General features: G+C 63.2%; 21 protein-coding genes and 1 tRNA gene. 9 read left to right on the top strand and 13 right to left on the bottom strand.

Going from position 1 to position 21,314, the window contains the following annotated elements:
• Positions 1–18: 18 nt before the first annotated feature.
• Positions 19–786 carry a YdcF family protein gene (locus JJC00_RS18375; RefSeq protein WP_246774276.1) on the bottom strand — a complete coding sequence of 256 codons (768 nt, stop codon included), beginning with the start codon at positions 784–786 and terminating at the stop codon, positions 19–21.
• 183 nt (positions 787–969) lie between these two features.
• On the opposite strand from JJC00_RS18375, the gene JJC00_RS18370 reads away from it, so the two are divergent.
• The 3 genes from JJC00_RS18370 to JJC00_RS18360 all read left to right on the top strand — a co-directional run bounded on the left by JJC00_RS18370 (position 970) and on the right by JJC00_RS18360 (position 2,871).
• Complete coding sequence (locus JJC00_RS18370; RefSeq protein ID WP_200473870.1) at positions 970–1,911, top strand: acetamidase/formamidase family protein; 942 nt, start codon at positions 970–972, stop codon at positions 1,909–1,911.
• Between the two features lie 201 nt (positions 1,912–2,112).
• Entirely contained in the window at positions 2,113–2,310 is a 198-nt protein-coding gene (locus JJC00_RS18365; RefSeq protein WP_007603456.1) for a hypothetical protein, read from the top strand.
• A gap of 72 nt (positions 2,311–2,382) precedes the next feature.
• Complete coding sequence (locus tag JJC00_RS18360; RefSeq protein WP_200473869.1) at positions 2,383–2,871, top strand: GcrA family cell cycle regulator; 489 nt, start codon at positions 2,383–2,385, stop codon at positions 2,869–2,871.
• Between the two features lie 277 nt (positions 2,872–3,148).
• Here JJC00_RS18360 and JJC00_RS18355 read toward each other — a convergent pair whose 3' ends face one another.
• Positions 3,149–4,696 (bottom strand): porin, encoded by a 1,548-nt coding sequence (locus JJC00_RS18355; protein WP_200473868.1) that lies wholly within the window; start codon positions 4,694–4,696, stop codon positions 3,149–3,151.
• 414 nt (positions 4,697–5,110) lie between these two features.
• On the opposite strand from JJC00_RS18355, the gene JJC00_RS18350 reads away from it, so the two are divergent.
• Positions 5,111–5,617 (top strand): MarR family winged helix-turn-helix transcriptional regulator, encoded by a 507-nt coding sequence (locus tag JJC00_RS18350; RefSeq protein WP_200473867.1) that lies wholly within the window; start codon positions 5,111–5,113, stop codon positions 5,615–5,617.
• A gap of 34 nt (positions 5,618–5,651) precedes the next feature.
• Here the strand turns inward: JJC00_RS18350 and JJC00_RS18345 are convergent, their stop codons facing one another.
• Positions 5,652–6,767 carry an alpha/beta hydrolase family protein gene (locus tag JJC00_RS18345; RefSeq protein WP_200473866.1) on the bottom strand — a complete coding sequence of 372 codons (1,116 nt, stop codon included), beginning with the start codon at positions 6,765–6,767 and terminating at the stop codon, positions 5,652–5,654.
• A 273-nt stretch (positions 6,768–7,040) separates the two neighbouring features.
• Positions 7,041–8,012, bottom strand: a complete 972-nt coding sequence (locus JJC00_RS18340; RefSeq protein ID WP_200473865.1) for an SDR family NAD(P)-dependent oxidoreductase — start codon at positions 8,010–8,012, stop codon at positions 7,041–7,043.
• Between the two features lie 360 nt (positions 8,013–8,372).
• Between JJC00_RS18340 and JJC00_RS18335 the strand changes: the two genes are divergently transcribed.
• A complete protein-coding gene (locus tag JJC00_RS18335) occupies positions 8,373–8,612 on the top strand; it encodes a hypothetical protein (RefSeq protein ID WP_200473864.1) in 240 nt (79 codons plus the stop codon).
• A 117-nt stretch (positions 8,613–8,729) separates the two neighbouring features.
• On the opposite strand, the gene JJC00_RS18330 is transcribed toward JJC00_RS18335, so the two are convergent.
• Positions 8,730–9,701, bottom strand: coding sequence for an alpha/beta fold hydrolase (locus tag JJC00_RS18330; RefSeq protein WP_200473863.1), 972 nt, complete (start codon positions 9,699–9,701; stop codon positions 8,730–8,732).
• A gap of 160 nt (positions 9,702–9,861) precedes the next feature.
• On the opposite strand from JJC00_RS18330, the gene JJC00_RS18325 reads away from it, so the two are divergent.
• Complete coding sequence (locus JJC00_RS18325) at positions 9,862–10,452, top strand: TetR/AcrR family transcriptional regulator (protein WP_246774250.1); 591 nt, start codon at positions 9,862–9,864, stop codon at positions 10,450–10,452.
• Positions 10,453–11,023: 571 nt separating this feature from the next.
• A complete protein-coding gene (locus tag JJC00_RS18320) occupies positions 11,024–12,229 on the top strand; it encodes an IS481 family transposase (RefSeq protein WP_200469653.1) in 1,206 nt (401 codons plus the stop codon).
• Between the two features lie 263 nt (positions 12,230–12,492).
• Here JJC00_RS18320 and JJC00_RS18315 read toward each other — a convergent pair.
• The 7 genes from JJC00_RS18315 to JJC00_RS18285 all read right to left on the bottom strand — a co-directional run bounded on the left by JJC00_RS18315 (position 12,493) and on the right by JJC00_RS18285 (position 17,221).
• Positions 12,493–12,570 (bottom strand) — tRNA-Pro (locus JJC00_RS18315).
• A 109-nt stretch (positions 12,571–12,679) separates the two neighbouring features.
• Positions 12,680–13,258, bottom strand: a complete 579-nt coding sequence (locus JJC00_RS18310; protein ID WP_200473861.1) for a MerR family transcriptional regulator — start codon at positions 13,256–13,258, stop codon at positions 12,680–12,682.
• A gap of 26 nt (positions 13,259–13,284) precedes the next feature.
• Positions 13,285–13,626, bottom strand: a complete 342-nt coding sequence (locus tag JJC00_RS18305) for an integration host factor subunit alpha (protein ID WP_018456841.1) — start codon at positions 13,624–13,626, stop codon at positions 13,285–13,287.
• A 134-nt stretch (positions 13,627–13,760) separates the two neighbouring features.
• A complete protein-coding gene (locus tag JJC00_RS18300) occupies positions 13,761–14,741 on the bottom strand; it encodes a beta-ketoacyl-ACP synthase III (RefSeq protein WP_200473860.1) in 981 nt (326 codons plus the stop codon).
• Positions 14,738–15,799, bottom strand: coding sequence for a phosphate acyltransferase PlsX (gene plsX, locus JJC00_RS18295; RefSeq protein ID WP_200473859.1), 1,062 nt, complete (start codon positions 15,797–15,799; stop codon positions 14,738–14,740). The genes JJC00_RS18300 and plsX overlap by 4 nt, the downstream gene beginning before the upstream one ends.
• 295 nt (positions 15,800–16,094) lie before the next feature.
• Positions 16,095–16,670, bottom strand: a complete 576-nt coding sequence (locus tag JJC00_RS18290) for a YceD family protein (protein WP_200473858.1) — start codon at positions 16,668–16,670, stop codon at positions 16,095–16,097.
• Complete coding sequence (locus tag JJC00_RS18285) at positions 16,667–17,221, bottom strand: ubiquinol-cytochrome C chaperone family protein (protein ID WP_200473857.1); 555 nt, start codon at positions 17,219–17,221, stop codon at positions 16,667–16,669. Before JJC00_RS18285 ends, JJC00_RS18290 begins: the two co-directional genes overlap by 4 nt.
• Before the next feature lie 98 nt (positions 17,222–17,319).
• On the opposite strand from JJC00_RS18285, the gene JJC00_RS18280 reads away from it, so the two are divergent.
• Together JJC00_RS18280 and JJC00_RS18275 are read left to right on the top strand one after the other, a co-directional pair.
• Positions 17,320–17,805, top strand: coding sequence for an outer membrane protein assembly factor BamE (locus JJC00_RS18280; RefSeq protein ID WP_200473856.1), 486 nt, complete (start codon positions 17,320–17,322; stop codon positions 17,803–17,805).
• 117 nt (positions 17,806–17,922) lie between these two features.
• A complete protein-coding gene (locus JJC00_RS18275; RefSeq protein ID WP_200473855.1) occupies positions 17,923–18,924 on the top strand; it encodes a Bug family tripartite tricarboxylate transporter substrate binding protein in 1,002 nt (333 codons plus the stop codon).
• Positions 18,925–19,098: 174 nt separating this feature from the next.
• Here JJC00_RS18275 and JJC00_RS18270 read toward each other — a convergent pair whose 3' ends face one another.
• Positions 19,099–21,219 (bottom strand): sodium-translocating pyrophosphatase, encoded by a 2,121-nt coding sequence (locus JJC00_RS18270; protein ID WP_200473854.1) that lies wholly within the window; start codon positions 21,217–21,219, stop codon positions 19,099–19,101.
• Between the last annotated feature and the right edge of the window lie 95 nt (positions 21,220–21,314).

Raw genomic sequence — 21,314 nt, 5'->3', positions numbered from 1 at the left:
TGGGCTACTGAGGCTGTTCTAGTCCTTGGCCGGCCCGGGAAGCAACTCGCTGGTCCTGCCCACGAGGCGGTTGGCCACGAGGCCGATCCATTCGCGCACAGCCGTGTCGGTTCGGCCGAGACCGTCCGAACCGACATTGGTGAAAGAGAACAGATCGTCGCGCCCGCCCATCCGCCAGTCGACGGGATAGGCTTCGACATCAAATCCAGCCTTGCGGAATATCCCCATCGAACGCGGCATGTGAAAGGCCGAGGTCACCAGCAGCCAGCGCTCGCCCGGTTTCGGTGCCACCAAGCGCTTCGTGAAGATCGCATTCTCGTAGGTGTTGCGCGAGTCCCGTTCCACGATCAGGCGTTCCCTCGATATGCCGATATTTTCCAGGATCGGTACCGAGTAGTCGGCTTCCCTGGCGCCGGGCGAGACCAGGTTCGCAGAGCCCCCCGTGAAGACGATGCGCGCATTCGGATAGCGACGCGCAAGCTCGGCCGGCGCAAAAAAACGATCGGCCGCGTGTGAGACCACCGGCGTGTGATGCGCCGCCGACAGATCGGTATCAACCGAGCCGCCCAGCACGATGATGCCGTCGGGTGTGCCGCGCGACGGATCCCACGCCGGAAAACGTGACTCAAGCGGATAGAGCAAGAGATTGCCAAGCGGCGAAAAGGCAGCGAGCGCGAACAGGATCAGCGTGGTCGTGGCCAGCTTCCGGCCGAGCCCGGCAAAACGCGTTGCCATCAACACGACCGCGATGATCCCGAGTTCGGCCAGAAGATTGATCGGCACCACTGCGGCGCCGAGCGTCTTGGAAAGAAGGAAGTACAGGGGAAGCCTCGCTGAAATGATCGTGCCATGCGCGGGCTTGACCCGCCCGCCCATCTTCAGAAATCTTCTTGGAAGAGGATCGATTGCCGGGTCAAGCCCGGGCATAACAGGATCTCATGACGAGTTTCTTATGATTGGACGCGGCAAATGACCCATCATCACCTGCATTCAAGTCCCGAGACCTGCCATTGGGGCTTCTTTGAAGCCGCGCTCAAGCCCGTCCTCACCATCGCCAGCGGCGATGAGGTGACCATCGATACCATCAGCGGCGGGCCGGACATGCTGCCCGACCGCAGCAAGTTTCACATTCCACCGGAGATGTTCGAGGTTCATACCAAGAACGAGCGCATGCTGCCCGGCCACATCCTGACCGGCCCGGTCGCGGTCGAAGGCGCCGAGCCCGGCGATGTGCTCGCAGTCGAAATCCTCGACGTCCAGCTCCGCCAGGACTGGGGCTGGAACATGATCAAGCCATTGTCCGGCACCCTGCCCGACGATTTCCACGAGACGCGCATCCTCAACATTCCACTGGACCGGACGCGCATGGTCGGCCGCATGCCGTGGGGCCTCGACCTGCCGCTAAAACCGTTTTTCGGCGTGATGGGCGTTTCGCCGCCGCCGGCCTGGGGCCGCATCTCCTCGCTTGTCCCGCGCGCCATGGGCGGCAATCTCGACAACAAGGAGCTCGGCGCCGGCGCGACGTTGTTTCTGCCGGTATTCGTTCCTGGCGCGATGTTCTCCTGCGGCGACGGCCACGGCGTGCAGGGCGACGGCGAGGTCTGCGTCACAGCGATCGAGACGGCGCTGCAGGGCCGCTTCCGGCTGACGTTGCGCAAGGATTTGCGATTCGACTATCCGCGCGCGGAGACGCCGACCCACTACATGACCATGGCAATGGACCCTGACCTCGACCAATGCGCGGTGCGGGCGCTGCGCGATATGATCGTGCTGCTTGGCGAGACGCGAAATCTGTCGCGCGAGGACGCCTATACACTGTGCAGTCTCGCGGCCGATCTGCGGGTCACCCAGACCGTCAACGGCTCCAAGGGCATCCATTGCATGATCGAAAAGACGATCGTGCACGGCTGATATCGCCGGTACCTCCTGACCGCTCCACATTCCACGGCCGCCCGGACATCCCGCGCGGCGTGCTGAGTCGCGTCTGATTTCCTGCACGATTCCAACGATCTAAGCGACGAGCTCAGCCGCCATTTGACTTCCACCCCTGAACCTAAATAGAGTCTTAATCGTTACTTTTATGTACCCGAGTAAGAGGCTAGCGTTCGGGCCATGGCCACCGAAAAAGCCGAAACTGACCGCATTCCCGTAACCTTGGCGCTCTCGACCATCACCTACCTGGAGAAGTTGGTGAGACAGGGCACCCACGGCACCAGCGTTCCCGGCGTCGCACGGACATTGATCGAGGAAGGCATCCGTCTCGCCATCAAGGACGGGCTTTTGTCGATTCGCGACAATGGCAGGACGTGAGCGCGCGCCGAACGTGAAGCGGACGGATCTCGAGCTGCGGTTGGTCGATTGTCGCAACCGGGGACCGTTACAATGCCTGTTCTCTCACCGACCTGGACCAACGAACGAATTGAACTTCTGAAGCAACATTTCGAGGCCGGTCTGTCCTGCCGCGAGATCGCCGCCGACATCGGCGTCAGCCGCAACGCCGTGATCGGCAAGCTGTCGCGGCTGAATCTCACGCGCGGCCGCTCGGTCGACGAGCGCAGACCCCAAGACAGGCACCAGGACCGGACTGGCGCGCCGCGCACGCAAAAAGCGGTGCCCCGGCTGCAATTTGAGATGCTCGCCACGATCTACGGCGAATCTGTCGTGCCTGTCGCGACCGGACCAATTGACGAAGCCAATCGCTGCTCGCTGATGGAGCTCGGCGAAAACCGCTGCCGCTGGCCGATCTCGACGCCCGGTGCGGAGGATTTCTGCTTCTGCGGCAACGCCGCGCACGACGGACAGCCCTATTGCGCAGGCCACAGCCGCCTCGCCTACCGGCCGAACTCGCGTGCGCGTGTCGTGCGCGGCTGAAGCCCGCCGTCCCCTGCCCCACAACGAAAAACCTCCGGCAGGGCACTACCGGAGGTTTCTGGAGGCTTAGCGTGAAGCTAAGAGCCGAGATTTTTTGGAACCGGCTGACAGCTATATAGCTGATCAACTCAGGTAAGTAAATAAGATTGGTGGCAATCGAATCGCATAGCTCGTCTTCGCTCGCGCAGGGCATTTCTGATTTTACAAATCAGCCTTTCATCAAAAAACCCCGGCGGTTTCCCGCCGGGGTTCTCTGATCGATTTGCGCGATCGATGATTAGAAGTTGCGCTGAGCGCGCAGCATCATGGTCACCGAGTTCTGGTCCTTCAGCTCGTACACGGCAGCCGGCTTGGCGGCAGTCGAAATGGCCGGGGCAGTGATGGCGCCAGAGTACTTCTGGTCCAGACGCGACCAGCTCAGGTCCGCCGTGAACGCCAGGTTCTTGACCGGAGTCCAGATCGTGTTGACACCGATCACGCCGAAGTTGAAGTCCGGATTACAGGTCGAACCTGCCACTGCGATCGACGCGAAGTTGGCGCAGATCAGGGCCTTGCCCGTGGTGCCGTACTTCAGCTGGGCATAACCGCCGTAGACGGCGCTCGCCCAGTTCGGGCTCCAGTTGTGGGTATAGCCACCACGGATGCCCCAGGTCTTGACGGTATCGATGCTGCCACCGGCGCCAAAGACGCCGTCAGCGAGACCGGCGAAGCCGATGCTCTGATACGCGCCGGTGCCGCTACCGCTGAACATGAAGAAGCTCTGCGGGAACAAGCTCTGGAAGTTGTAACGCGTTGCACCGTCGGTGTAGACGGCCTGCAGGTTGATGTTGTCGCCCGCACCGGTCGGGATGTTCTTGATCGACAACGAACCCTGCACAGCCCAACCCCACTTGTCCGAGGGATGACCGGTTGGTTCAGTCGTGCCGTAGTAGCCGGGATGGAGATCCTTTGCCGCAACCGAGATCTGGGCCAGACCCCAGGCCTGGTCGACACGGACCGCACCAATGATATCGGGGACGCGCGTTCCACCCCAAGCCTGGACGCCGTAGTTGCCCTGGATGAGGGCGGCAGCAGCGTTTGCAGCAGCGGAAGTCGTAACAATGGCACCCGCGCCGTTAACAGCACTGGAGGCCGTGAAACCGGTGACGTTCCACAGGTTCGACTGACCGTTTGACGCCGACGTCTCCTCTTCCAACGCCAGCGAACCGGTGATGCCCTGGCCGAAGTCAGCCGTGTAGGCAGCCTGGTTCACACCGTTGACGTGGTTGGAGCCGCCCGGAATGGAATCGGGACCGCCAGCCGGATAGCTCTGCCACGGGGCATCGAAGATCGAGACCGTGCGGCCGAAAGTGAAACCGGCGAACTGGATGAACGCATGGTACAGACCGAGCGCCGGCGCACTGGGCGAGATCGTCGACGGGCTGCTGCCGGTGATGTTGGACGTATCATAGGTGAAAACCACGTCGGCGTAGGTGCGAACAACGCCGTATTCGGTCGCCGTGCGGGTGTCGACGTTGAGGTCGAAACGGGCGCGGCTGTAATAGTAGTTGGTCACACGGTTGTTTGACCCACCGTTCACAGAGCTCGTGCTGTTATTGAAACCGTAGTCGCCGGCGCCGCCGAGAATGGCGTCAGCGCGCAGGTAACCACCCAGCTTGATGCAGGTGTCGGTGCCCGGGATGTAGTAGAAACCCGCACCGTACAGGGAGCAGATCTTCACGTATTCGACCGCCTTGGCCTTGACCGGAAGATCAGCCGCCTGAGCTCCACCGACGGCGATGAGACCCGCCGCAGTGCCGAGCAAAAGGCTCTTCACTACTTTCATTTAAAACCTCCAAGTTGCACATTTTGCGGAGACCGGACCGTGAGGCCCCCCAGATCCCCGTCTCTTCAAATCCGCTCGGCCGCTTCGCGCTTTCGGACACACCCGCATTCGACGCGAGGGACGTGAGCGGACCACCTGCAACGGGACGATCGAGAACCCCCCACCGTCACGGATCAATATGCCTGCGCCGTTCCGTTAATCAAAATAGTTTATCAACTCAGCTTTGTGGTTTCACTAAACCTGTGTCCCTAGTGCAACACCGGACGCCAGGAGCTTAAAAAGGCTGACCCGATCATATTTGTAATTTCCGTGACACAATTACTCTGCTCTGCACTTGCGTCAGGGCAGGCTTGCGTGGACTATGGCCGCCGCGAACACCGGCCAAGAAAGAAACCAGCCCGCGGGAGTGACGCTGTGTCAGCGACGAGGAAAGAAGGGGCGCGCCTCCGGTCCGCCGGCAATCTCGATATCATCAGGCGATTCACCTGGGAGATATCGTCGATCAACATGTATTTGGAGGAGCTGCGTCAGTTCTGGGCCAGGACGCTCGGCATCAGCGGACCGCAATGGCTGATCCTGATGGCGATCTCCGACCTCGACAAGGACGACGGCGTTCCCATCAACGTGGTCTCCAAGCTGCTTCATGTCGACCCGTCCTTCGTCACCACCCAGTCCAAGCTGCTGGAGAAGAAGGGCCTGCTGCGCCGCCGCCCCTCACCGACCGACGCCCGCGTGGTGCGGCTGTCGCTGGTCGAGAAAACGCAGAAGCACATCGCGAGCCTTAACGAGCAGTACAAGACGATTCGCGAATTCGTCTTCCAGGAGTTCGATGAGAACGAACTGACGGAATTCACCGCCAAGCTCGCGACGCTGAAGACCCGGCTCGAAAAGGCCTGCGTCAGGATCTCCCTCGACTTCTGAGACGCGACGCCATTTCTGAGCCAAGAGGCCGCGCTCAGATCCGCTTGCCGACGGCACCGAGTCGCGATTCGAGCCAGTCGAAGATGTATTCGTTGGCAAGGCTCGGATTGTCGGCATGAGCCTGCGCCGCGCCGGTCTCCGCCGCGGTAAACACTTTCAGCACGATATCCGAGCTGCCGAGCTGGGACTTTTGCAGGATCTGACGCGCCCGATCAGCCTTGAGCCAGCCGTCCTCGCCGAGCGTGATCAACACCGGACATTCGGCGCCGGAGGCCATCAGCGGCGCATGCGGCACCGGGACGATGCTGAGATCGCTCATCGCAAAACGGCTGGCAAAGAACGACCGCTCGTGCAGGTCCCACAGGCCGCCGTCGCAGACGGCCGCGGCGAGACGCGGCTCCTGCAACACCGCACGCGCCACGAACGAGGAGCCCCATCCGTCCGCTACGATCGCAACGCGATCGAAATCGACGTCCTTGCGCTGCTCCAGATAATCCATCGCGCTGCCAACCGAGCTTTCGAGATCCCGGCGCTGCATGAGCATGTCGGCGTAATCGTCACGCTCGTCGCCGAGCAAGTCCAGCGCGAGCATCGACAACCCACGCTCGCGCGCATGGGGCGCGAGCTTGAACAGGAACTCTTCCTTGCGGTGGCCGGGCTCGCCGATGCAGATCACCGTCGGGGCGCGACCGTTCGCCGCAGGCGCAGGCAAGAAATAGCCCTGCAACGAATGTCCTTCGCCCCACGGGATTGTCACGACTTCGCCGGCCGGCCCGCGCGCCGCGAGGAAACGGCGGGCGCATTCCTGCATCGCGAGCACGGCGACCCAGCGGCGCTCGTCGACCGGATCGAGCGGCATCGCGGCCGCACCGTAGTAGTTCATCGCGCGCAGCCAGTTGCGCTGCGCCGTCGCCAGATGGCCTTCCGCGAACGCCGCCTCGGCACGATGCCGGTTGGCCTGTGCCAGCTTTTTCCACTCGCGATGCCAGGACTGCTCGTCGTCGCGCTTCAGCTGCCGCGCGATCATCAGGCATTCGGCGATGGTGGCGCCACCCTCTTGCGCCGCGGTAAGCAGCCGCGTGAACTCAGCGGAGATATCCTCTCTCTCCGGGCAGAGGATGAAGTCGTCGGAGAGGCATGCGGGTATCATCGGAGCTACGCTTTGTCGTGGCGCTAATCTAATTCACTAAACTATTTTGGTTCCCCAACCAAGCTGCCGTGCGCCGAATGAGACCCGTTCGAGATCACCATCGCTTGAACGCATGTCACATGTCGCATGCGTGACATTCCGTACCGTCATGGGAGCACGAGCGCGCGCGTGAAGCAGGTAAATAACCTTGAGTAAAATGACCGAGGCCTCTTGCGATGATGCTTATCATACCTACATTCGCGCGCCTTCGTTGACGGTCTCGGCCACATAGAGTCAGCCAAGCCGCCAGCCGGCTTCCTGGGTGATGCGTTCGAAGAAGGCACGGTCATAGGCCTGCTCGGGCGCCGCGCGCACGCGCTCGTCGAGCAGTTTTGCATCCTCACCGACCAGAATCCGCCAGCGCTCTGCCTTCACGCCGTCGAGGATAATCCTGGCGGCCTGCGCCGCCGACGTCGGCGCATCCTCGAGGAAGCTGCGTGCGCGCTCGGCGAACGCCGCCTGGATGGCGTCGTCCGACATTTTGTCAGCATCTGGCACGCCGGCCGCAACCATGCGTTTGCGGGTCAGCACGACCTCCTCGGCGTTGAGTCGCTCCGATCCGTCGCCGCTCTGCACCTTGCGTGAGTTGGAGACGATCGAGGTGCCGATATGGCCGGGCATCACCACCGAGCATTTGACATGCGGCGCGTGGAGGCGGAGGTCGTTGATCAGCGCTTCGCTAAATCCCTTTACGGCGAACCTCGCCGAGCTGTAGGCGGTGTGCGCCTGGTTCATGCCGATCGAGGCCCAGAAGCCGTTGACGCTTGCGGTGTTGATGATGTGGGCCTCGTCGGCCTTGACCAGCATCGGCAGGAAGGTGCGGACGCCGAGATAGACGCCACCCCAGCAGATGTTGAAGGTGCGCTCCCACTGCTCGCGCGTGTTGGTGAACAGGCTGCCGCCACCGCCGATACCGGCGTTGTTGAACAGTAGATGGATCCTGTCCGTCTTCTGCTGCTCGGCGAGCTCATCGCGAAAGCGCTTGAGCTGATCCTCGATCGAGACGTCAGCGACATGCGTCGTGACGCGCAGGCCCTGCGGCAGCTTCTCGACCTCGCAGAGCCGCTTGGTCTCCGCCATCGCAGCGTCCGAGACGTCACACATCGCGACGTTGCAGCCCTCGGCAACGAGCTGCCGGGCGAGCTCCCGCCCCATGCCCGTGCCGCCACCGGTGATGACGGCGATCTTTCCAGCAAATTCCTTCATGGGACTTCGGCCCCTCCCTTATCGGCATGTTTCTTCGTCGTTGGCGCGCCGCGCATGCGACGCGCGCAAAATGTAGCAGCGCCGCATCCGCAGGTAAAAGCGGATCGGCGCCGGCCACCCGGGCCTTGTGAAGGGTGGATCGCGCGGCGCTGCCCCCGACAATCGCTCATTCCTGCGCCTTTTCCTGTGGGTTCCCCGTAGTTGTCCGGCTTCGGGTTTGGGGCAATTTTTTTACAATCCGAATCGCCAAATGGGGAACGCTGGTGCGAGCAGGCCCGGCCGGCGTGTCGTTTCAGACACAGGCTGTGGCACTCGGCTTGCATCCTCCTCGTGGTCGAAACTACCGATGAGGTGACTGGAATGTTCATAACCGTCGTTGCCGTGCTCTGCCGGCTCGGCGCTGCCGCCTCAGGCAGCTGCGTCGAGGAAATCGTGACCGACAGCAACATGACGCCCGATATGTCGATGATGGCGTGTGCAGTCGGTGCACAGGCTCCGCTCGCAAAATGGATGGGCGAGCATCCGATCTATCACGCCAACTGGCGCCTCGAGCGCTACAAATGCGTGCCGGGTCACTACGAGATCAAGGGCCACGCCTAAGGCCCCGCAAAACGACGTCTATCGAGGAAACGCCCGGGGCCGCCTTTCCCCCGCGCGAGCTTGCAGCGCCAGCCTCATTGCAGCGGCGCTCCGCATGACCACGATCACGCCTTTCCCTTAAGCCACCGCACGCAGAATATTCGCACGCGCCTGCCGCCCTTCCGGCGTCGGCATCAGCGCATAATTGTGCGGCTGGTCACGGAGCAGATGCAGCTCGACCGGCACGCCGGCCGCCCTCGCCCGCACGGCAAGATCGACGCTGTCGGGATAGAGCAGATCGCGCGTGCCCGAAAAGATCGTCATCGGCGCCAGCGAGCGAAAGGCACCGTTGAGCGGGCTGACGAAGGGATGGCCAACATCGACCTCGCCGGCATAGAGCCGCCCGGCCTCGATGATGCCGGGAATGTCCTGAATCGGATCGCGCGCCGCGATCTCGACCTGCTCCGGGCGGCTGATCGACGCATCGGCCGCGGGCGAGATCAGGATCAGCCGGCTCGGCTGCCGATGCCCGCGATCGCGCAGCCACTGGCATGCGGCGAGCGCGAGGCCCGCGCCAGCCGAGTTGCCGACCACCGTGACCTTCGCCGACCCCGCATCCTCCAGCAGCATCCGCAACAACTCGGCCGTCCTCGGCACGACATCCTTCGCGGTTGCGCGCGGCGCAAGCGGGTAGATCGGCACGACGCAGACGACGCCCGCCTTGCGCGTCATCTGGCCGACGAAACGCCAATGCGCGGGCACGATCTCGTTGATGTAGCCGCCGCCATGCAGGAACATCACGTGGTCGCAGCCCTCGTGTCCCGACGACGGCGCCGTGTAATAAACCGGCCAGCCGCCCATCTTGGTCAGCGTGACGTCGACGCCGCGGCCGAGCCCGATAGGCTCATGCGAGGCCGGCGCCAATGCGAGCTTCTGCACGTGCGCCTGCACGGCCTCGGCCGAGGCAAGCTGCTCCTTGTAGGGAAGCAGCCCGAGCAGCAAGTTGAACACGCGGCTCTGCAAGCTCGGCGCGGGATCGTTTGAAGGCTTCACCCGCGAGAAATTGCATTCGCAAAGCCGCCCGATCGACAGCATCTTCGCAACGCTCATGCTCCTGCCCTCACCTGCTGCGCCCGACCGGCACCAACTTGCTTCTATCCACCGGCTGCCGACCCTGCGTATAATGCGAGCATTCACTCGCTTTTTCTACTCGCATTCGGAATTGAGAATCATGGCGCGCAAACCGCCGACAAAACCCCGGAAAAACGCCTTGCAGGAGCGATCCCGCGCCACCGTCGACGCGCTCGTCGAGGCAACTGCTCGCGTTCTGGTCCGCGAGGGTTTTGAGAAGACGAGCACCAACCGGATCGCCGAAATCGCCGGCGTCAGCGTCGGCTCGCTCTATCAGTATTTCCCGGGCAAGGAGGCGCTGGTCGCCGCCGTGATCGAGCGTCACAACGAGAAGATCATGGGGCTGGTCCGTACGACGCTCGCCGAAATCACCGACATGCCGATCGAGAAAGCCATGCGCCGCCTCGTCACCGTCGCGATCGACGCGCACCGCATCAACCCGGAACTGCATCGCGTCCTCGCCGAACAGATTCCGCGCGCAGGAAAGCTCGACGTCGAAGCCTTCAACCGCGAGGTCCACACCCTCGTCCGCGCCTACTTCAACAGCCATCGCAAGGAAATGCACAAGATCGACCTCGATGTCGCAACCTTCATCTGCGTCAGCACGATCGAGGCCATCGCGCACAACACGGTGCTGAACCAGGCCGAGATGCTGTCGGACAAGATGGTGCGGACGCTGGTGGACGAGACGACGAGGATGGTGGTGGGGTATTTGCGTCCGTCCGCGTAGCGTTCTTTGTTCGATACAGGCTCGGTGGCTCCAAGCCGAGCTTCGACAAGCTACGGTCGGCCTGCAACCGCGAGGCACGCGCTGTTACAGAATTGTCGCACTTCAAGAACGCGTGCGTGAGGCCTTCGAGGGGTTGAACCGTGCGCAGCAGCCCTACCTATCCGGGTAGCGGAATACATGAGAAAGTCAGCTGATGAAGTCACCAGAATGGAAGGGAATTGCCGTCGCATCCGCGGTTGCGCTCCTGTCGGTATCCCTTTTGGCAGCCGACGCGCTCCTGGACCTGAACCCCAACGCGTTGGTCAAACGCCTCGAGAGCGCGCAAGCCTCCTTCGTGGACACGATGGCGCACCATCGACTGGCCTTCATGGCAACGCTCCGGAACAGCAGTGCCAGCGCAGCGCGTGCTGACGGCACTGGTACGGACACGTTGCGAAAACAGGAGATCGCTTGCCGATCAGCGACCGCGCAAGCCTTTGGCCCATCTCTGATGAGCGGCCCGAGACATAGGTGACAAAACGTACCGGACACATGGGTTACACTTTCCGCTTTTGTTCTGCGGGAGGTGTGGATGCCGTGGAAAGCGAGTTCGGTGATGGAGGAGCGCCTGCGGTTTGTTGCCCGGCTGTTGGATGGCGAGGCAATGACGGACGTATGCCGGGATTTCGGCATATCGCGGAAGACCGGCTACAAGATCTTTGGTCGGTACAAGGAGCACGGGCTTGAGGCCCTGACGGACCGGTCGCGGCGGCCGGTCCGCTACGCCAACCAGCTGCCGCAGCAGCTCGAAAGCCTGATCGTACGCCTGAAAACCGAGAAGCCACATTGGGGAGCCCGCAAAATCCGCGAGCTCCTGGTCCGGCGGCTGGATGGTGACGTCAGGGTGCCGGCCAAGAGCACCATCCATGCCGTGCTCGACCGCCAGGGCCTGGTCAAGCGCGCCCGTGAACGGAAGACCCCGGCGCAGGGCACGCGGTTGTCGGCCGCGGTTGCGCCCAATGACCTCTGGTGCGCCGACTTCAAGGGCGAGTTCAAGCTCGGCAATGGGCGCTATTGCTACCCACTCACCGTGACCGATCAGGCTTCGCGGTTCTTGCTCATGTGCGAAGCTCTGGAGTCGACGCGAGAGGAACTGGCAGTTACGGCGTTCGAGCGGCTGTTTGCCGAACGCGGGCTGCCGCTGTCGATCCGCTCCGACAATGGCGTACCGTTCGCCAGCCCCAATGCGCTGTTCAACCTGTCAAGGCTCTCGGTCTGGTGGCTTCGTCTCGGCATCGCCATCGAACGCATCAAGCCTGGCCATCCGCAGCAGAATGGCCGTCACGAGCGCATGCACCTGACGCTGAAGAAGGAGGCGACCCGGCCGCCAGGCTCGAATATTCTGCAACAACAAGACCGCTTCGATGCCTTCGTTCACGAATTCAACACGGAAAGACCGCACGAGGCGCTCGACATGAAGTGTCCGGCGGAATTGTATGCGGCTTCACCGCGCCACTATGACGGCTTGCCCGAACTGTCCTATCCATTCCATGACCGCGACGTCCTCGTCACGGCCTGCGGACGGCTCTGCCTGCATCGCAAGAGGATCAACATCTCGAGCGTGCTGGCCGGCCAGAAGCTCGGCATCAAGGAAGTCGACGATGGCATTTGGCTCGTCAGCTTCATGCACTACGATCTGGGATACTTCGACCTCGAGCAAAAGACCTTGCAACCCCTCGACAATCCATTCGGCCCGAAGCCCGTCACCGATGTTCCCGGTACGACATTGTCGCTCTGACCGAGATGCACTCTTGCTCATTCTTGGCATGGCAGCCACCGGCTTGGCCGCGCTGAGCCGTCAACCCCCGAAGCCCCGTAGGGGGCGCGCCCTTGGCGCGCGGGCTTGACGGCGAAAGTGCGGGCCGAGCAATAATGGCCATGCCAACGAATGCGTGGAGTGAGTGACCCTGCAACCCTTCGACAACCCGTTCGGCACGAGGTTGTCACCCATGTCTTAGGTACGACCTGTTACCTATGTCTCCGGGCTGGACATGAAGAAAATGGTCGGAGCGAGAGGATTTGAACCTCCGACCCCTAGTCTCCCAGACTAGTGCGCTAACCGGGCTGCGCCACGCTCCGAACGTCGTTCCATTAGCTAGGATCGCTGCTTTGCGCAAGGCGAGCGAGGCCATTTTGGTGTCTTCGCCCAAAGCCCGGCGGAACTGGCCGCAAAGCCAGCCGCAAACGCCTAGCCGTCCTTCAGCGCCTGATCCAGCATCTCGCGGCAGGCGACGAGGTCGGCGAGCGCCCGTCCGAGCCGTTCCCGGTCCAGCGCGCTGGGGCCGGCGGGCGCGGCGGGGGTGCCGCCCTTGCGGAAGGTGGTGAGGATGTCCTCGTCGTCGACCTCGGTGAAGCGGAAGTCGATGCCTTCCTCGTCGTCACCCTGGTAATCGTCATCGTCGGCATCGGTGATGCCCTTGATGGGCGGCTCGTCGTCCGGCTCCATCAGGCTCGCCCCGATGGCGTCCTCGATGGCCCCGAACGAGACCGCGGCCGCGCCGTCGGCCAGGCCCTGCACCGATTTGACGCCGTGCTCTTTCAGGATCCGCTGCACCCCGCGGATGGTGTAGCCCTCCCCATAGAGGAGACGGCGGATGCCCTTGAGCAGGTCGACGTCGTCGGGACGGTAATAGCGGCGGCCGCCGCTGCGCTTCATCGGCTTGATCTGGGAGAATCGGGTCTCCCAGAACCGCAGCACGTGCTGCGGAATGTCGAGTTCCTGCGCTACTTCGCTGATGGTTCGGAACGCATCCGGCGCCTTGTCCAAATGCCAAATCCTTCGCGCGGGGCGACTTACGCCTCGGGTTGAGCCTTGCTGGCATCGCCATTGGTGCGGTGCTGAGCGTTGATCCGCTGCTTCAGGATCGCCGACGGCTTGAACACCATCACCCGGCGCGGCGAGATCGGCACCTCGGTTCCGGTCTTCGGGTTGCGGCCGATGCGCTGGCCCTTCTTGCGGACCATGAAGGAGCCGAACGAGGACAGCTTCACCGTCTCGCCCTTCTCAAGGCAGTCGGTGATCTCCTTCAGTACGAGTTCCACGAAGGCGGACGATTCCGTGCGCGACAGCCCCACCTTCTGGTAGACGGCTTCGCAGAGATCGACACGCGTTACGGTTTTACTTTGATCGGTCATCGCCCTGCCCCACATCACGGCGAACAATTGTTGTCTGAAATTATGAGGTTACGATACGACGGTCAACAGCGCTCATCAATGCAGACGCATCGATAATCGCGGCCAATTCCGACAAAATTTTATCGACTGTGGCTCTACCAGCGCACCAGGGCGGAGCCCCAGGTGAAGCCGCCGCCCATCGCCTCCAGGAGAACCATGTCGCCGCGCTTGATGCGGCCGTCCTTGCGCGCCACCGCAAGCGCCAAGGGAATCGAGGCGGCCGAGGTGTTGCCGTGACGGTCCACCGTCAGCACCACCTTCTCCGGCGCGATATGGAGCTTGTGGGCGGATGCGTCGATGATTCGCTTGTTGGCCTGGTGCGGCACGAACCAGTCGATGCTGTCGGCATCGAGCCCGGTTGCCTCGAAGGCGTCGACGATCACGTCGGTGATCATGCCGACCGCATGCTTGAAGACCTCGCGGCCTTCCATGCGCAGGTGGCCGACGGTCTGGGTCGAGGACGGCCCGCCATCGACGAACAGCTTTGCCTTGTGACGGCCATCGGAGCGCAGATGCGTGGTCACCACGCCGCGGTCGGTTGCGGCCTTGCCTGGCTGCTCCTGCGCATCCAGCACGACCGCGCCGGCGCCGTCGCCGAACAGCACGCAGGTGCCGCGATCGTTCCAGTCGAGGATGCGCGAGAAGGTCTCGGCACCGATCACCAACGCGCGATTGAAGGCGCCAGAGCGCAGGAAATTATCGGCGGTCGCAAGCGCGAACACGAAGCCCGAGCACACCGCCTGGAGGTCGAAGGCCGCGCCGTGATTGATGCCGAGCGCGTGCTGCACGGCGACCGCGGTCGCAGGAAACGTGTTGTCCGGCGTCGAGGTTGCGAGCACGATCAACTCGATCGACTGGGCGTCTACGCCGGCGTCGGCGAGCGCGGCCTGCGCCGCCTTGATCGCAAGATGCGAGGTGAACTCGCCCTCGGCCGCAATGTGCCGCTCGCGAATGCCGGTCCGCTGCACGATCCACTCGTCGGACGTGTCGATGCGCGCCGCCAATTGGGCATTGGTCACCACCTGCTCCGGCAGATAGGAGCCGCAGCCCAGCACGACCGAACGAATTTTGGTCACGAATCATCCTCCGGCGCGGTTGGCACTGAACTGAGCGCACCCCCATCGCGGTTGAGCATCTGATTGATCTTATTCAGAAGATCGAATTTGGCCATCTCATAACCAACATCGATCGCATAGGCAAAGCCTTCGGCGTTGATTCCGCCATGGCTCTTGACCACAAGCCCGTTCAGCCCGAGCAGCACGCCACCGTTCGACTTGTTCGGGTCCATCTTGTCGCGCAGGGCCTGGAAGGCATTGCGGGCAAAGAGATAACCGAGCCTGGACAGCCAGCTCCGCTGAATCTCGTTGCGGAGCAAGTCCGCCATCTGGCGCGCGGTTCCCTCGGCGGCCTTGAGCGCGATGTTGCCGCTGTAGCCCTCGGTCACGATCACATCGGCCAGCCCCTTGCCGATGCCATCGCCCTCGACGAAGCCGATATAATCGAGTTCCGGCAGGTTCGTCGCGCGCAGGATCTCGCCGGCCTCGCGGATCTCCTCGTGCCCCTTGATCTCCTCGGTTCCGATGTTGAGCAGGCCGACCGTCGGGCGCCTCTTGTCGAACACGACGCTCGCCATGGCCGCGCCCATCACCGCCAGCGCCACCAGATGGCGCGCATCGCCGCCGATGGTGGCGCCGAGATCGAGCACGACGGTAGAGCCGTGCAGGGTCGGCCACACTGCCGTGATCGCGGGGCGGTCGATGCCGGGCAGCGTGCGCAGATGGAAGCGGGCCATCGCCATCAGCGCGCCGGTGTTGCCGGCGGACACGGCAACATCCGCCTCCCCCTTCTTCACCGCGTCGATGGCAAGCCACATCGAGGAGGTCTTGCGACCGCGGCGCAGCGCCTGGCTCGGCTTGTCCTCCCCGCTGACGGCGACGTCGGTATGGATGATCCGGGAGGCGGCCTTGAGCCTGGGGTGGCGGTCGAGCTCTGGCTCGATCCTGGTGCGATCCCCGACCAGCAGGAACTCGGTCTCCGGATGCCTGCCAAGCGAGATGGCCGCGCCTGGAATGACGACAGCGGCGCCGACGTCGCCGCCCATGGCGTCAAGCGCAATACGAACCTTACTTGGCATCAAAATCCCGGAAACCTGGTCTGGCGCGGCCGTCAATCAGCGGGGCCGCAAAATGGGTCCGCCATGGACATGGCGACCGGCCAAGCGCCACGCCGCGCCCGGACCGGCGCGGACAATAGCGTTTTGTTATCCCGAAACAACCTCTTGCCCCCAGTCTTTTGGATTGAGGGCGACCCGCGGGCGGATGTTCGGATTCACAATAACCCATTAAATATCAAAGAGATATGACGACCTTTCAAACTGATCCCGCAAACACCTCACCCCGTAGCACAGCGGTCTTACGGGGAATGCCCAGCTATTTGCCTTTCTTCTTGCCATGCTTGTTGTCCTGGAGCGCTTTCAGTGCCGCGAATGGATGATCCTCGGGGTCGAGCGCGGCGACCTCCGCCTCGAATACGACCCCCGGCTTTCGCGGATAGGGGTCGATTGCCAGGAACAGCGCGTCCGTCGCAATCCGACCGAGATCGATGATTCCGTTGACGATGGCCTCGGGCGGATCGGCGACCTCCGGCGGTTCTTCGTCGTCCTGCCCCTCTTCGATGAGGTCAGCCAGCCGCCGTACCTCGGCCTCGGGCGCAAAGATCAGGTCGACCTCCTCGTCGATCTCGCTCTCCATCGGGTCGAGCGTGACCACGCAGGTCTGGCCGACCCGGGCCCGGACATGGCCCGTGACCTGGACCCGGCCGCCGCTCTTCGGCACGACGTCAAAGCTGGCCTGAGCCGACAGAATCTCGCGAACGCCTGCGAGATCGGCCATGGCGTGACGCTCGGCCGCCGAGGCTTCGAGCTCACGATGCAGGCCGGTGTCGGGGATATGCGCAACCGTCACCGGCGCTCGCCAGGGATCGGGTCCGGTCATCGGTCGGTTCATGACGTTCCATCCTCCCGAGGCGGAGCGGTAAATTTGAAAGATCCGCGCAGAAGCGCGGGATCGGCCGTCCGGCCAAGATCCGCATCTGCGGCCTGTGCGTAACTTGCGAGCCGCCGCGCGTGATCCAGCCCGGCGCCATTCAAGATATTCTTGCAGATCGCCTGCGCCAGCGCTTCCGCGCCCGTGTCGGTCGCCTGGTCGTAAGCCTGGACGCGGCCGTAAAAGGCCTCCCCGAAGGCCCGCATCCGCTTCGGGACGATCTGGTCGCCCACGCCCATCTCGCGCAGATTGTCGTCCATGTCCTCGCAGAAGCGGTCGAACAGGGCCTGCGACAGCTCCGCCCCGCCCTGGGCGACGCTCCGCAGTCGCCGCAGCAACAGCCAGAGATGCAGCAGCAACAGGTCGAAACGGCCATTAACCGTATCCGGCACGCCCAAGTCCCGGTAAAATATGGGTTCTCGCGCCTGCGTCACGATCATGCCATAGATGGCCTCAATGGTGCCGGCCGGGGCTAGCCGGGGTTTCCTGAAGTGATTGAACGGCCAAAGCATTGTGGTTTCCGCAAGCGGGCGCGCGCGAGTTGCATTCAGAGCCTCCGCCCGGTACTTCAGCGCCTCGCGCGACGCAAGGGGACGGAATCAGTTCCGCTATGACGATAACGAACCAGACCAGCCCGCGCGCACGTCAGCGGCGCGGCCTTTACGCACGCTGGCGCGGCTTGCGCATGCTGGCGGCCGTGGCTCTGGTCGGTGGCGCCCTTGCGGGATGCACCGGCGAGCAATTCCAGAAGGGCTATATCCTGCCGCCCGGCGCACTCGAGCAGATTCCGATCGGCGCGAGCCAGGACCAAGTGCTGATCGTGATGGGCACGCCCTCCACTGTCGCGACCCTGGACGGTGAAGTGTTTTACTACATCTCCCAGCGCTCGGAGCGCATGGTCGCCTTCATGAACCAGAAGGTGGTCGACCAGCGCGTCATCGCCGTCTATTTCGACAAGAACCGGCGCGTGCGCCGCCTTGCGAATTACGGCCTCCAGGACGGCAAGATCTTCGACTCCATCAGCCGGACCACGCCGACCTCGGGTCAGGAGATGAGCTACCTCGCGCCGCTGTTCAAGCTACTCAGCTTTAACTAAGGCTTCAGCCTGCGGCGTCGTGCCGCCCTTCGCGCAGCGCTCGCGGGCGCGTGCGACTTGCCGTTGCACGCCGGGTTCCATACGCTCTCTGCAAAGCAAGAAGCAGGGAGTGGATTCGTGCCCACCAAAATTCTGTCCCGTCGTCGCGTGCTCGCCGGGGCCGCCGGTCTGTCGGCTGCAGCCCTCCTGCCACGATCGAGCCTTGCGGACTGGAAGCCGACCGAGAACATCCGCATCATCGTTCCGGCTGCGGCCGGCGGCTCGACCGATGTGATGGGCCGGTTGCTCGCAGCCCATCTCCAGTCCGCCTGGGGCCAGACCGCGGTGGTGGAGAATCGCTCGGGCGGCGGCGGCACGATCGGGACGGCCGAAGTCGTTCGCTCCAAGGCCGACGGCCACACCATCCTGATCGGCAATCCCGGGCCGAACGCAATCGCCTACAGCATCTTCAAGAACCTCAGTTACAAGCCGGACCAGCTTCAGCCGGTTTCCAACATGATCCGGATCCCGAACATCGTGTCGGCGCATCCGAAGACCGGCATTAAGTCAGTCGCCGAACTGATTGCGTTTCTCAAGGCCAATCCCGACAAGCTCAGCTACGCCTCCTCCGGTGTCGGCCAGAGCCCTCACCTCACCGGCGCCTGGTTCCTCCAGCTCACCGGGCTGAAGATGACGCACATCCCGTTCCGCGGCGCCGGGCCTGCGCTTCAGGCCGCGCTTGCCGGCGACATCCAGATCCTGTTCGACAATCTCTATCCGAGCCTGCCGCAGGTACAGAACGGCACGCTCAACGGCCTCTGCGTCACCACGACCGAGCGCAGTGATCTCGCGCCGAACCTGCCGACCATGCGCGAGAGCGCGCCGGAGCTTGCGACCTTCGATGTGTCGTCATGGTTCTCGGTGTTTCTGCCGAAGGGCGTCCCCGCGCCCGTTCTCGAAGCGCTCAATCTTCAAGTGAAAGCGATGCTCGAGCGCGACGACATGAAGAAGCAGATCGTCGCCATGGGCGCCCGCGCCGACTACGGCACGCCGCAGCAATTCTCCGATTTCGTGGACGCCGAGACAAAGAAGTTCGCCGGTATCATCCAGAAGGAAGGCCTGCAGATGGACGTGCAGTAGCTCTCGTGCCCGTCATTGCGAGCGAAGCGAAGCAATCCAGACTGCCTCAACGGAAAGACTCTGGATTGCTTCTTCGCAAGAGCTCCTCGCAATGACGTGGTGAGAGCGTGCAGTCCATCAACCAAAAACCCCGCGGCTCACGTCGCGGGGTTTTGTCTTGTGTCGTTGACGCGCTCAGTGCGCCAGGATCGCCAGCAGCAGGAGCGCCACGATGTTCGTGATCTTGATCATCGGGTTCACCGCGGGGCCCGCCGTGTCCTTGTAGGGATCGCCGACGGTGTCGCCGGTCACCGCGGACTTGTGGGCATCACTGCCTTTGCCGCCGAAATGACCGTCCTCGATGTACTTCTTGGCATTGTCCCAGGCGCCGCCGCCCGAGGTCATCGAGATCGCGACGAACAGGCCCGTCACGATCACGCCGAGCAGCATGGCGCCGACGGCCGAGAACGCCGCCGACTTACCGGCCGCACCGCCGCCCGCGATCGCGTAGATCAGGAAATAGACCACGATCGGCGACAGCACCGGAAGCAGCGAGGGGATGATCATCTCCTTGATCGCCGCCTTGGTGAGCAGGTCGACCGCCTTGCCGTAATCAGGCTTGTCGGTGCCCTGCATGATGCCCGGCTTCTCGCGGAACTGACGACGGACCTCCTCGACGATGGCGCTGGCCGCACGTCCCACAGCCGTCATGCCCATCGCGCCGAACAGATACGGCAGCAGGCCACCGAACAGCAGGCCCACCACGACGTAAGGGTTGTTCAACGAGAAGTCCGGGTTGACGCCCTTGAAGTAGACGTGGTTCGCGGAGTCCCCGATGAAGAACTTGAGGTCCTGGTTGTAGGCCGCGAACAGCACCAGCGCGCCGAGACCGGCGGAGCCGATCGCGTAGCCCTTGGTCACCGCCTTGGTGGTGTTGCCGACCGCGTCGAGCGCATCGGTCGACTTGCGCACTTCCTTCGGCAGGCCCGCCATCTCCGCGATGCCGCCGGCGTTGTCCGTCACCGGGCCGAAGGCGTCGAGCGCGACGACCATGCCGGCCAGCGCCAGCATGGTGGCGGTCGCGATCGCAATGCCGAACAGGCCGGCGAGGCTGTAGGTGACCAGGATGCCGGCGATGATGACGAGCGCGGGCAGCGCGGTCGCTTCCATCGAGACGGCGAGGCCCTGGATCACGTTGGTGCCGTGACCGGTCACCGAGGCCTGGGCGATCGACTTCACCGGACGATAGTCGGTGCCGGTGTAGTATTCGGTGATCCAGATGATCAGTGCGGTGACGATGAGGCCGACCACGCCGCATTCGAACAGCGCCATGCCGGTGTAGTCGACGCCGTCGAGCTTGCCGAAGCCGATCAGGTAATAGATCACGCCGGCGATGCCGATCAGCGACAGGATGCCGGTTGCGATCAGGCCCTTGTACAGCGCGCCCATGATCGACTGGCTCGGCCCGAGCTTGACGAAGAAGGTGCCGATGATCGAGGTGATGATGCAGATGCCGCCGATGGCGAGCGGCAGCGTCATCATGTCGGAGAGGATCGGCGTTTTGGCGAAGAAAATTGCCGCAAGCACCATGGTCGCGACCGCGGTCACCGCATAGGTCTCGAACAGGTCGGCGGCCATGCCGGCGCAGTCGCCGACGTTGTCACCGACGTTGTCGGCGATGGTGGCCGGGTTGCGCGGATCGTCCTCCGGGATGCCGGCCTCGACCTTGCCGACGAGGTCACCGCCTACGTCAGCACCCTTGGTGAAGATGCCGCCGCCGAGACGGGCGAAGATCGAGATCAGCGAGGCGCCGAAGCCGAGCGCCACCAGGGCGTCGACCACGGTGCGGCTATCGGGCGCGAGCTTCAGCGAGTGGACCAGGAAGCCGAAATAGAGGGTCACGCCGAGCAGCGCGAGACCCGCCACCAGCATGCCGGTGATGGCGCCCGCCTTGAAGGCGAGCTCGAGGCCGCCCGCAAGCGACGTCGTCGCGGCCTGGGCGGTGCGCACATTGGCGCGGACCGAGACGTTCATGCCGATGAATCCGGCCGCCCCCGACAGGATGGCGCCGATCAAGAAGCCGATCGCGACATAAAGCCCAAGAAAATAGGCAAGCAGCAAGAAGATGACGATGCCGACCATGCCGATCGTGGTGTACTGGCGCCGGAGATACGCTTGTGCGCCTTCACGCACAGCTCCCGCGATCTCCTGCATGCGCGGTGACCCCGCATCTGCACTCAACACCGAAGACGTCGCCCAAATCGCGTAGACGACGGAAAGCACTCCGCAGAGCACTATCAACCATAATGCTGTCATGTGATTTTTGCCTCAGATCCTTGATGTACGTACCCCCGGCGCCTTTTGTTTTTCCGTCAAGCGGTGCGGCGCCCTTATGTTGAACAGGGCCGCCC

This window comes from Bradyrhizobium diazoefficiens, from assembly GCF_016616885.1.
GTDB lineage: Bacteria > Pseudomonadota > Alphaproteobacteria > Rhizobiales > Xanthobacteraceae > Bradyrhizobium > Bradyrhizobium diazoefficiens_F.
This window is presented reverse-complemented; position numbering and strand designations above follow the sequence as displayed.

What these genes read in the sequence shown, in the direction of transcription:
- JJC00_RS18370 (WP_200473870.1), top strand. Translation starts at nt 970, where the DNA reads ATGACCCATCATCACCTGCATTCAAGTCCCGAGACCTGCCATTGGGGC.
- JJC00_RS18365 (WP_007603456.1), top strand. Translation starts at nt 2,113, where the DNA reads ATGGCCACCGAAAAAGCCGAAACTGACCGCATTCCCGTAACCTTGGCG.
- JJC00_RS18360 (WP_200473869.1), top strand. Translation starts at nt 2,383, where the DNA reads ATGCCTGTTCTCTCACCGACCTGGACCAACGAACGAATTGAACTTCTG.
- JJC00_RS18355 (WP_200473868.1), bottom strand. Translation starts at nt 4,696, where the DNA reads ATGAAAGTAGTGAAGAGCCTTTTGCTCGGCACTGCGGCGGGTCTCATC.
- JJC00_RS18345 (WP_200473866.1), bottom strand. Translation starts at nt 6,767, where the DNA reads ATGATACCCGCATGCCTCTCCGACGACTTCATCCTCTGCCCGGAGAGA.
- JJC00_RS18340 (WP_200473865.1), bottom strand. Translation starts at nt 8,012, where the DNA reads ATGAAGGAATTTGCTGGAAAGATCGCCGTCATCACCGGTGGCGGCACG.
- JJC00_RS18335 (WP_200473864.1), top strand. Translation starts at nt 8,373, where the DNA reads ATGTTCATAACCGTCGTTGCCGTGCTCTGCCGGCTCGGCGCTGCCGCC.
- JJC00_RS18330 (WP_200473863.1), bottom strand. Translation starts at nt 9,701, where the DNA reads ATGAGCGTTGCGAAGATGCTGTCGATCGGGCGGCTTTGCGAATGCAAT.
- JJC00_RS18320 (WP_200469653.1), top strand. Translation starts at nt 11,024, where the DNA reads ATGCCGTGGAAAGCGAGTTCGGTGATGGAGGAGCGCCTGCGGTTTGTT.
- JJC00_RS18305 (WP_018456841.1), bottom strand. Translation starts at nt 13,626, where the DNA reads ATGACCGATCAAAGTAAAACCGTAACGCGTGTCGATCTCTGCGAAGCC.
- plsX (WP_200473859.1), bottom strand. Translation starts at nt 15,799, where the DNA reads ATGCCAAGTAAGGTTCGTATTGCGCTTGACGCCATGGGCGGCGACGTC.
- JJC00_RS18290 (WP_200473858.1), bottom strand. Translation starts at nt 16,670, where the DNA reads ATGAACCGACCGATGACCGGACCCGATCCCTGGCGAGCGCCGGTGACG.
- JJC00_RS18285 (WP_200473857.1), bottom strand. Translation starts at nt 17,221, where the DNA reads ATGCTTTGGCCGTTCAATCACTTCAGGAAACCCCGGCTAGCCCCGGCC.
- JJC00_RS18280 (WP_200473856.1), top strand. Translation starts at nt 17,320, where the DNA reads ATGACGATAACGAACCAGACCAGCCCGCGCGCACGTCAGCGGCGCGGC.
- JJC00_RS18270 (WP_200473854.1), bottom strand. Translation starts at nt 21,219, where the DNA reads ATGACAGCATTATGGTTGATAGTGCTCTGCGGAGTGCTTTCCGTCGTC.